Origin of the sequence: Streptomyces sp. NPDC059564 (assembly GCF_042735575.1) — a bacterium.
Taxonomy (GTDB): Bacteria; Actinomycetota; Actinomycetes; order Streptomycetales; family Streptomycetaceae; genus Streptomyces.
Genome location: NZ_JBHWBP010000285.1, coordinates 1 through 9,922, shown reverse-complemented (window position 1 = coordinate 9,922; position 9,922 = coordinate 1). Strand labels below are relative to the sequence as shown.

Below are 9,922 nucleotides of genomic sequence, written 5' to 3'. Positions count from 1 at the left end.
GCGCACAGTGGCCCCGGGAGCGGTCCGGCGCGGGCCGCTCCCGTCAGCCCAGGGAGCGCCGTTGAGCCAGGCCGTGTCCAGACGTTCCGCGATCCGGCTGCTCGGCGCGCTGGGCGCCGCCGCCGGGTCGGCCCTCGGCGGGACGGGCTGCGTGGCCACCGTGCCGCCCGGCGCCCTGCCCCGTACGGCGGCCCCGGCACCGGCCGCCGCCGGGAAGTCCGGCTCCGGTGCCCGGATCGACGCCCTCCTCGACCAGCTCACCCTCGACGAGAAGACCGCCCTCCTGCACGGCGCCCGCGACCCCGCCCCGCTGGGCCAGGCCGGATACGTACCCGGCGTACCGCGCCTGGGGATCCCGCCGCTGCGCCTCGCCGACGGGCCCGCCGGGGTGCGCGTCGCGAAACCCGCCACCGCACTGCCCGCGCCCGTCCTGCTCGCCTCCGCCTTCGACCCGGCGCTGGCCCGCGCATACGGCCGGGTGCTCGGCCGCGAAGGCCGCGCCCTGGGCCAGGACGTCCTGCTGGCGCCGATGGCCAACCTCATCCGCACCCCGTACGCGGGACGCAACTTCGAGACCTTCTCCGAGGACCCGCGGCTGACCGCAGACCTGGTCGGCGAGGTGGTCCGCGGCATCCAGGACGAGGGACTGATCGCCGCCGTCAAGCACTTCGCCCTCGGCAACCAGGAACACGGCCGCGACACCATCGACGCCATCGCGGACGACCAGACCCTCCACGAGACGGAGCTGCGCGGGTTCGAGGCCGCGGCCGCCGCCGGCGCGGGCGTGGTGATGGGCGCCTCCAACAAGGTCAACGGCAGTTACGCCTCCGAGAACCGGCCGCTCATCGACCACGTGCTGCGCGGCCTGTGGGGCTTCGACGGCTGGGTGGTGTCCGGCTGGAACGCCACCCACGGCACCGTCGCCGCGATCACCGCCGGACTGGACATGGAGATGCCCTCCGGCACCCGCTACGGCGCACCGCTGCGCCAGGCGGTGCACGGCGGCTCGGTGCACGAGGACGCCGTCGACGCCGCCGTACGCCGGATCCTGACCACCATGGACCGCTTCACGCTGCTGGCCGCGCATCCGCCCGCACGGCCCGCCCGCGACCCGGCCGCCGGAGCCCGCACCGCCCGCAAGGTGGCCACCGCCGGGGCCGTGCTGCTGCGCAACGTCGACGCAACCCTGCCGCTGACCGGGGCCGCCGCCCGGTCCCTGGCGGTGATCGGCCCCACCGGCCGGGTGCCCTTCGTCGGCGGTGGCGGCAGCGCGCACGTGCGCCCGGACCGGGCGGACTCCCCGCTCGCCGCGATCGGGCGCCGGGCCGGCAAGGACGCCACCGTCCGCTACGCCCTCGGCGAGGACGTGTACGGGCGGCCCCTCCCGGCGGCGCTGCTGACCCCGCCCGCGGCGCTGGACGACCGCGGCGTGGCCCCCGGCAGCACCTGGACCCACGACGGCCGCTTCACCCTGGCCGCCGAGGACGAGTGGACCCTGCTCGTCCACTACACCGGCGCGCGGCCCTCCGTACGCCTCGACGGGACGGAGCTCTTCCCCGTACGGCAGGGCGCGGCCGAGGCCTACGCCGGCGGACTGCTCGGCGTCGCCCCCGACGGGGCGGCCGTCCGCCGCCACACCGTCCGGCTGGCGGCCGGCGCGCACCGCCTGCAGGTCACGGCCCGGGGCGGCGGCGCCGGCCAGCGCTTCCGGCTGCGGCACACCACCCGCGCCACCCGGGCCGCCGACGTCGCCGAGGCGGTGAAGGCCGCCCGCGAGGCGCACAGCGTCGTGCTGTTCGCGTACGAGGACGCCACCGAGGGCCGCGACCGCACCTCCCTGGGCCTGCCGGGCGGCCAGCCGGCGCTGATCGAGGCCGTCGCCGCCGCCAACCCCCGGACCACGGTGGTGCTGAACACCTCCTCCAGTACGACCATGCCGTGGCTCTCCCGTACCGGGGCCGTCCTCCAGATGTACTACCCGGGCCAGGAGGGCGCGGGGGCCACCGCCGACGTCCTCTTCGGGGACGTGGACCCGGGAGGGCGGCTCACCCAGACCTTCCCGGCCGACGAGAAGGCGACCCCGGTCGCCGGGGACCCGGTGCGCTATCCGGGGGCGGGCGGCCGCCTGGAGTACGCCGAGGGCGTCCACGTGGGCCACCGCTGGTACGACGCGCGGAAGGAGACCCCGCTGTTCCCCTTCGGGCACGGGCTCTCGTACACCACCTTCGGCTACGAGGACCTCACCGTCCGCCCCGAACACGGCGGGCTGCGCGTGGAGTTCACCGTCCGCAACACCGGCCGCCGCAAGGGCACCGAGGTGGCGCAGGTCTACGTCGGCCCGTCCCCGGGGCCGCGGGACAAGCAGCCGGTGCGGGCCCTGGCCGGGTACCGGCGCCTGGAGCTGGCACCGGGGGAGTCCCGGCGGGTCACCCTGGACGTCGACGCGCGGACCCTGTCGTCCTGGGACGCGGAGCGGCAGGCGTGGGTGCCGGGTTCAGGCCGTCGCGAGGTGTTCGCCGGTCGTTCCTCCCGCGAACTCCCACTGCGGGCGAAGGCCGTCGTGGGGAGCGGATAGGCTGCCCGTTCGGTGTGTCACGGGGGCGCGCCGGTGAGGACTCGGGAGGACGTTCCGGTGCACATCCAGGAATGGCTGGAGACGATTCCGGCGATCAGTGTCTATCTCCTGGTGGGGCTGGTCATCGGACTGGAAAGCCTCGGCATCCCGCTGCCCGGGGAGATCATCCTGGTCAGCGCGGCCCTGCTGGCCTCGCAGCACGGCCACATCGACCCCGTGGTCCTGGGCCTCTGCGCGATCGCGGGAGCGATCATCGGCGACTCCATCGGCTACGCGATCGGCCGCCGCGGCGGCAAGCCGCTGCTGGAGCGGCTCGGGCGGCGCTTCCCCAAGCACTTCGGGCCCGAGCACGTGGCCCTGGCGGAGCGCTCCTTCGACAGGTGGGGCATGTGGGCCGTGTTCTTCGGCCGGTTCGTCGCCCTGCTGCGGATCTTCGCCGGTCCGCTGGCGGGCGTGCTGCGCATGCCGTACTGGCGGTTCCTGATCGCGAACGTCCTCGGCGGCATCCTGTGGGCGGGCGGCACCACGGCGGTCATCTACACCGTCGGGATCGTCGCCGAGCCGTGGCTGAAGCGGTTCTCCTGGCTGGCGCTGGTGGTGGCCCTGCTGTTCGGGCTCACCGTGACGCTGGTCGTGCGCTTCCGCATGAAGAAGGCGGCCGCCGCCGTCCGCGAGGCGGAGCCGGCGACGGCCGTGGCGGTGACCTCCGACTGAGGCCCGCCGGGGCACCGGCCCGGTACGGGCCGGCTCAGGCGTCCGGGGTGACCGAGGCGCGGTGCTGCTCGGCCAGCTCCGTGTACATGGCGGCGTTGACCTTGATCCCCTCGCGCTCCTCGTCGGTGAGCTCCCGCCGCACCTTGGCCGGCACGCCCGCGACCAGGGAGCCGGGCGGGACCACCATGCCCTGCGGGACCAGCGCCTGGGCGGCCACCAGCGAACCGGCGCCGATCACGGCCCCGTTCAGCACGGTCGCGCCCATCCCGATCAGGCAGTCGTCCTCCACGGTGCAGCCGTGCACGACGGCGTTGTGGCCGATGGACACGCGCTCGCCGATGGACACCGGGAAGCCGGGGTCCACGTGGACCGTGCAGTTGTCCTGCACGTTGCTGTCCGCGCCGAGCGTGATCGGGCCGCAGTCGGCGCGCAGCACCGCCGAGTACCAGACGCTCGCGCCCGCCGCCAAGGTGACGTCGCCGACGACGACGGAGGTCGGAGCGGTGAAGGCCGTCGGGTCCACGGACGGCCGCCGGTCGCCGACGCCCGCGATGAGTCCCGCCCGGCCCTGGTCTGCCTGATGCGTCATGGTCACTTCCCTCTGGTTCCGTATGCCGCGCTACCGGCACCGTAGGGCACGCGCCGCCGCGGCCCGGCGATGGGGTGAAGATCACAGGAGTGTGGCCGGGCCGTCCGGGGCGGCGCGCACTACCGTGGCCGGGTGCCGAAGAACCAGAACACGTTCTCATCGCTGACGGCCCTGCGCCGGCGGGTCGCCAGCCGCGCGGTGCACGCGGGCTGGCGCTGGATGCAGCGGGCGGGCGCGGTCACCGCGCAGCACCCCGGACGGCTGCGCTTCGGCGCGATCGGCGACGGCACCCGGCTGGCCTTCCCCCAGGGCACCGTCTTCGGGGAGCCCTGGATCCGGCTCGGCGCGCACTGCATCATCGCCGAGCAGGTCACCCTGACCGCCGGGATGATGCCCGATCTCGATCTCGGCCCCGACCCGGTGCTCGTGCTCGGCAACGGCGTGGTCCTGGGACGCGGCAGCCACGTCATCGCCGACACCCGGATCAGCATCGGTGACGACACCTTCTGCGGACCGGGGGTGTACATCACCTCCACCAACCACAGTTACGACGACCCGCACGAGCCCGTCGGCAGGCAGTGGCCCCGCAGCGAGCCGGTGGAGATCGGACCGGGCTGCTGGCTCGGCACCGGCGCGGTGATCCTCCCGGGCGCACGCCTGGGCCGCAACGTCGTGGTGGCCGCGGGCGCCGTCGTACGGGGCGAGGTGCCCGACCACGCTGTGGTGGCGGGCGCGCCCGCCAGGATCGTGCGCCGCTGGGAGCCGGAGACGGGCTGGCAGCCCCCGCTGCGTACCCCGGCGCCGGTGCCGATCCCCGACGGGATGACGCCCGAGCAGCTGCGCGGGCTGGCGCTGCTCGCGGAGGCCGAGCAGTCCTGAGGCCGGGCGGTATCGGACCCGGCGGGTCAGCCCGCCGCGAGCAGGACCGTGCCCGCGAGGGCCAGTCCGGCGCCCGCCGCCTGCACGCTGCGCAGCCGCTCCTTCAGCACGGCGAAGGCGGCGAACGCAGTGATCACCGGGTACAGCGAGGACAGTACGGCGGCCACGGTGACCGGGCCGTTCTGGGCGGCGACGGAGTAGGTGCCGTTGGCCGCGACGTCCGCCAGCCCGACGAAGGCCAGGGCCGGCAGCAGGCTCCACAGCACCCGCGGCCCCGTGCCTTCGGGCAGGGCCGGTGTACCGCGCCGGACCTGCGCCCACAGGGCGGCGCCGCCCACGGCGACGTTGGTGACCCGCTGGACGAAGAGGGCCAGGAACAGCCCGGTCAGCGTCGTGGAGGCCTGGGCGATCAGGGCCATGACCGCGCCGAAGCCGAAGGCCGCGAGCAGGGTCAGGACGACGGCCTGCCGCTGCACGGGGGCGCCGCGCAGTTCGGGGCCGCCCGCCAGCACGATGCCGAGGACGGCCACCGCGATGCCCGCGAACTGCCCCGGGCCGGGACGCTCGCCCAGCGCCAGCCCCACCCCGACCGGTACGACCACGCCGACGGAGCCGAGCGGGGAGACCACGCCCATCGGGCCGAGGGCGAGCGCCTTGTAGAAGCTGAGCATGGCGGCCGGTCCGACCACGCCCGCGCCCACCGCGCACCACAGCTGCGGACCGGCCTCCCGCCAGGCGCCGGTGCCGATCACGATCGCCCCGAGCACGGCGACGGCGACGAACTGGGAGACCACGACCACCGTCAGCGCCGGTATCCGGCGGGTCAGCAGCCCGCCGCCGAAATCGGCGAGGCCCCACAGCACGGCTGTGGCCAGGGCGAACAGGGCGGTCATGGCAGGACCTCGCAGTACAGTGCGGTGAACGGTGGAGTGCAGCATCGAATACACCGCAGGTTAGTTCACTCTATTGAACTGTGTCATCCAAAATATTGGACGGAATGGTGTCGGACCTCGAACAGCTCACCCAGGCGCTCGCCCGGAACCTCAAGCGGTGGCGCGGTGAGCGCGGATTCACCCTGGACGCGCTGGCGGCCCGCGCGGGGGTGAGCCGCGGCATGATCATCCAGATCGAGCAGGCCCGTACGAACCCCAGCGTGGGCACCACGGTCAAACTGGCCGACGCCCTCGGCGTCAGCATCACCACCCTCCTCGACCACGAGCGCGCCCCACAGGTGCACGTGGTCGAGCCGGGGCAGGGGGTGCGGATGTGGTCCAGTGGCGTGGGCAGCGAGGCGCGCATGCTCCTCGGCGATGACCGGCGCGGACCGGTGGAGATGTGGACCTACCGGCTGGAGGCCGGGGCCGGCACGGCCTCCGACCCGCACCCGGCCGGCACCTTCGAGATGCTGCACGTCACGGCCGGGGAGCTGACCCTGGAGCTCGCCGACGACCGTTACGTGGTCCCGGCGGGCGGGGCCGTCTCCTTCGAGGCCAACGTGCCGCACGCCTACCGCAACGAGGGGGCCGGACCGATGGAGATGACCATGGCCGTGTCGATCCCCCCGGTCCGGGGGGCCGACGGCCACGGCTGACGCCTGTGACGCCCTGTACGTCTGTGACGTCTGTGACGTCTTACAGGGCCGGGATCTCGATCGCCGGGCAGCGGTCCATGACCATCTCCAGCCCCGCCTCGCGGGTGCGGGCGAAGGCCGCCTCGTCGACCACGCCCAGCTGGAACCAGACGGCAGCGGCGCCCGCCGCGACCGCCTCGTCCGCCACCGCGCCCGCCAGCGCGCCGTTCACGAACACGTCCACCACGTCCACCTTGAACGGGATCGCCTCCAGCGAGGCGTACCCCGGCTCGCCGTGCACCGTCTCGGCCTTCGGGTGGACGGGCACGACGCGCTTGCCGAACGCCTTCAGCACGCGGGCCACGCCGTAGGCCGCGCGGTCCTGGTTGTTGGACAGGCCCACCACGGCCCAGGTGTCACCGAGTTCGGTGAGGATCTTGCGAATGGTCGCCGGGTCGCCGTACACGTGCGCCGCCTCCTGCTGGTCCGTACCGCGCTGCTCTGCTCTGGTCTGCTCGCCTCAACGAAAAGGACAGGTGTCCGATTCCCCGTAGGGTGGAGCGGTGAAGGCAGACCAGTACGTGACGGTGGCCCGCGAGGGAACGCACGAGTCCGAGATCAACCGCTCGCGGTTCCTGTGCTCGCTCGCGCCCGCGGCGACCGAGCGGGAGGCGCAGGAGTTCATCGCGCGCGTCCGCAAGGAGCACCCCGCCGCCACGCACAACTGCTACGCCTACGTGATCGGCGCCGACGCCTCCGTCCAGAAGGCCAGCGACGACGGCGAACCCGGCGGGACCGCCGGGGTGCCCATGCTGCAGATGCTGACCCGGCGCGACATCCGCTACGCGGTGGCCGTCGTCACGCGGTACTACGGCGGCGTGAAGCTCGGCGCCGGCGGGCTGATCCGGGCCTACGGAGGGGTCGTCGGCGAGGCCCTCGACGCCCTCGGCACGATCACCCGGCACCGCTACCGGCTGGCCACCGTCACCGTCGACCACCAGCGGGCCGGGAAGACCGAGAACGACCTGCGCTCCACCGGCCGGGCGGTACTGGACGTGCGCTACGGGGAGGCCGTCTCGATCGAGATCGGCCTTCCCGAGGCGGAGGTCGAGGCCTTCCGGGCCTGGCTCGCCGACGCCACCGCCGGAACCGCGGGCTTCGAGCTCGGCGGAGAGGCCTACGCGGAAGGCTGACCGGGCCTGGCGGGCGGCGGGGAAGGGTTAGCCTGGAGGGTCCCCGCGGGGCCGGAGGGTGTCGGGCCCGAGGGTGCCCGGCGCGACGGTGCCCGGTGACGGTGCGGGGCGAGAGGGTGCGGGGCGAGAGGGCGCGGGACCGGGCGGTGAGCGGCCGGTCGGCGCGCGGACACGAGGAGAGCAAGCGTGCGGGTCGGAGCGGTCGAGTGAAGTTCCTGCACACCTCCGACTGGCACCTGGGCCGGTCCTTCCACCGCGTCAACCTGCTCGCCGCCCAGGCGGCCTTCGTCGACCACCTCGTCGACGCCGTCCGCGAGCACGAGGCCGACGCCGTCCTCGTCGCCGGGGACGTCTACGACCGGGCCGTGCCCCCGCTGCCCGCCGTCGAGCTCTACGACCGGGCGCTGCACCGGCTCGCCGACCTCGGCGTGCCGACGGTGATGATCTCCGGGAACCACGACTCCGCCCGCCGCCTCGGCGTCGGCGCCGGGCTGATCGGGCGGGCCGGGATCCACCTCAGGACGGACCCCGCGGGCTGCGCCGACCCCGTGGTGCTGGCCGACGTACACGGTGATGTCGCCCTGTACGGGCTTCCGTACCTGGAACCGGCCCTGGTCAAGGACGAGTTCGGTGCGGCGAAGGTCAGCCACGAGGCGGTGCTGGGCGCGGCCATGGACCGGATCCGGGCCGACCTGGCCGGCCGGGCCCCCGGCACCCGCTCCGTGGTCCTCGCCCACGCCTTCGTCACCGGCGGGCAGGCCAGCGACAGCGAACGCGACATCGCCGTCGGCGGGGTCGAGGCCGTGCCCGCCGGCGTCTTCGACGGGGTCGACTACGTCGCCCTCGGCCACCTCCACGGCTGCCAGACGATCAACGAACGGGTCCGCTACTCCGGTTCCCCGCTCGCCTACTCCTTCTCCGAGGCCGACCACCGCAAGACCATGTGGCTGATCGAGCTCGGCCCGTCCGGCGAGGTCACCGCCGAGCGGATCGACACACCCGTCCCGCGCCCGCTCGCCCGGCTGCGCGGACGGCTGGAGGAACTCCTGGGCGACCCCGCGCTGACCGGCCGCGAGGACAGCTGGATCGAGGCCACCCTCACCGACCCGGTCCGCCCCGAGGACCCGATGGCCCGGCTCACCGCCCGCTTCCCGCACACCCTCAGCCTCGCCTTCGATCCCGAAGGCCGCGACGAGGACGGCACGGCCTCCTACGCCCAGCGCCTCAAGGGCCGCAGCGACCAGGAGATCGCCGAGGACTTCGTCGCCCACGTGCGCGGCGGCGGCAGCGCCGACGAGGCGGAGCGGGCCGTGCTGCGCGGCGCCTTCGACGAGGTGCGCGTCCAGGCCTCGTCCCCTGACAACGGCCACCAGGAGGGCGTCCGATGAGGCTCCACCGGCTGGAGGTCACCGCCTTCGGGCCGTTCGCCGAACCCCAGCGGATCGACTTCGACGCCCTCTCCGGCGCCGGGATCTTCCTGCTGCACGGCCCCACCGGCGCCGGCAAGACCTCCGTCCTCGACGCCGTCTGCTACGCCCTCTACGGATCCGTGCCCGGCTCCCGCCAGGCCCCCGGCACCACCCTGCGCAGCGACCACGCCGCCCCGGACACCCCCACCGAGGTCACCCTCGAACTCACCGCGGGCGGCCGCCGCCTGGAGATCACCCGGCGCCCCGAACAGGACCGCCCCAAGAAGCGCGGCTCCGGCACCACCAAGGACAAGGCCCAGAGCTCGCTCCGCGAGCACACCGGCGCGGGCTGGACCGGGCTCTCCCGCTCCCACCAGGAGATCGGCGAGGAGATCGAACAGCTCCTCGGCATGAGCCGCGAGCAGTTCTGCCAGGTCGTGCTGCTGCCGCAGGGGGAGTTCGCCCAGTTCCTGCGGGCCGGGGCCGAAGCCCGCGGCCGGCTCCTCGGGCGGCTCTTCGACACCCGCCGCTTCGCCGCCGTCGAGACCCTCCTCGCCGAGCGCCGCCGGGCCGCCGAGGCCAAGGTGCGGGCCGGCGACGAGAAGGTGCTGGCCGCCGCCCAGCGGCTCGCGCAGGCCGCCGGGGACAGCGCCGACCTGCGGGCCTGGCCGCTGCCCGCGCACCAGCCGGGCGACCCCGGCCTCGCAGGAGCCGTCCGGGCGTGGGCGGCCGTCGCGCGGTGCTCCGCCCGCGAGCGGCTCACCGTCGCCGAGTACGCGCTCGCCGCCGTCGAGGGACGCCACCACGCGGCCCGGCGCGCCGCCGAGGACGCCCGGGAACTCGACCGGCTCCAGCGCCGCCACGCCGAGACCGCCCGCCGGGCCGCCCTGCTGGAGGAGAACGGGAACTGCGCAACTGGCTGTACAAGCCCGAGGGCACCGGCAAGGACGAGGCCGAGGAGCCCACCACCCTCGCCGACGCCGTGAAGAAGAC

9 protein-coding genes and 1 pseudogene are annotated in these 9,922 nt (G+C 74.6%); 7 read left to right on the top strand and 3 right to left on the bottom strand.

The features are described from left to right. The first annotated feature begins 73 nt into the window (after nucleotides 1-73). Nucleotides 74-2,575: a beta-glucosidase gene (locus ACFV0Q_RS31875; protein ID WP_385010048.1), complete on the top strand. Its 2,502-nt coding sequence runs from the start codon at nucleotides 74-76 to the stop codon at nucleotides 2,573-2,575. Between the two features lie 57 nt (nucleotides 2,576-2,632). Next, a complete protein-coding gene (locus ACFV0Q_RS31870) occupies nucleotides 2,633-3,289 on the top strand; it encodes a DedA family protein (RefSeq protein ID WP_385010047.1) in 657 nt (218 codons plus the stop codon). A gap of 34 nt (nucleotides 3,290-3,323) precedes the next feature. Here ACFV0Q_RS31870 and ACFV0Q_RS31865 read toward each other — a convergent pair whose 3' ends face one another. Continuing rightward, nucleotides 3,324-3,878, bottom strand: a complete 555-nt coding sequence (locus ACFV0Q_RS31865; protein ID WP_385010045.1) for a gamma carbonic anhydrase family protein — start codon at nucleotides 3,876-3,878, stop codon at nucleotides 3,324-3,326. Nucleotides 3,879-4,010: 132 nt separating this feature from the next. Between ACFV0Q_RS31865 and ACFV0Q_RS31860 the strand changes: the two genes are divergently transcribed. Further along, nucleotides 4,011-4,757 carry an acyltransferase gene (locus ACFV0Q_RS31860; RefSeq protein WP_385010043.1) on the top strand — a complete coding sequence of 249 codons (747 nt, stop codon included), beginning with the start codon at nucleotides 4,011-4,013 and terminating at the stop codon, nucleotides 4,755-4,757. Nucleotides 4,758-4,783: 26 nt separating this feature from the next. Here ACFV0Q_RS31860 and ACFV0Q_RS31855 read toward each other — a convergent pair whose 3' ends face one another. Further along, nucleotides 4,784-5,650 (bottom strand): EamA family transporter, encoded by an 867-nt coding sequence (locus ACFV0Q_RS31855; RefSeq protein WP_385010042.1) that lies wholly within the window; start codon nucleotides 5,648-5,650, stop codon nucleotides 4,784-4,786. A gap of 107 nt (nucleotides 5,651-5,757) precedes the next feature. On the opposite strand from ACFV0Q_RS31855, the gene ACFV0Q_RS31850 reads away from it, so the two are divergent. After that, a complete protein-coding gene (locus ACFV0Q_RS31850; protein WP_385010050.1) occupies nucleotides 5,758-6,348 on the top strand; it encodes a helix-turn-helix domain-containing protein in 591 nt (196 codons plus the stop codon). A 40-nt stretch (nucleotides 6,349-6,388) separates the two neighbouring features. On the opposite strand, the gene ACFV0Q_RS31845 is transcribed toward ACFV0Q_RS31850, so the two are convergent. Then, complete coding sequence (locus tag ACFV0Q_RS31845) at nucleotides 6,389-6,793, bottom strand: CoA-binding protein (protein WP_385010040.1); 405 nt, start codon at nucleotides 6,791-6,793, stop codon at nucleotides 6,389-6,391. Between the two features lie 97 nt (nucleotides 6,794-6,890). Between ACFV0Q_RS31845 and ACFV0Q_RS31840 the strand changes: the two genes are divergently transcribed. From ACFV0Q_RS31840 to ACFV0Q_RS31830, 3 genes and pseudogenes are all read left to right on the top strand, one after another. Further along, a complete protein-coding gene (locus ACFV0Q_RS31840) occupies nucleotides 6,891-7,520 on the top strand; it encodes a YigZ family protein (RefSeq protein ID WP_385010038.1) in 630 nt (209 codons plus the stop codon). 206 nt (nucleotides 7,521-7,726) lie between these two features. Then, the gene (locus ACFV0Q_RS31835; RefSeq protein WP_385010036.1) at nucleotides 7,727-8,908 is read left to right on the top strand and encodes an exonuclease SbcCD subunit D; all 1,182 of its coding nucleotides are present in this window, start codon (nucleotides 7,727-7,729) and stop codon (nucleotides 8,906-8,908) included. Further along, nucleotides 8,905-9,828 (top strand): annotated as a pseudogene (locus ACFV0Q_RS31830) (AAA family ATPase); the annotation flags it as partial. The gene ACFV0Q_RS31835 and the pseudogene ACFV0Q_RS31830, both read left to right, overlap by 4 nt. Nucleotides 9,829-9,922 lie beyond the last annotated feature (94 nt).

Bases quoted from the DNA above. Each gene is read 5' to 3' on its own strand.
- ACFV0Q_RS31865 (WP_385010045.1), bottom strand. From the start codon at position 3,878: ATGACGCATCAGGCAGACCAGGGCCGGGCGGGACTCATCGCGGGCGTC.
- ACFV0Q_RS31855 (WP_385010042.1), bottom strand. From the start codon at position 5,650: ATGACCGCCCTGTTCGCCCTGGCCACAGCCGTGCTGTGGGGCCTCGCC.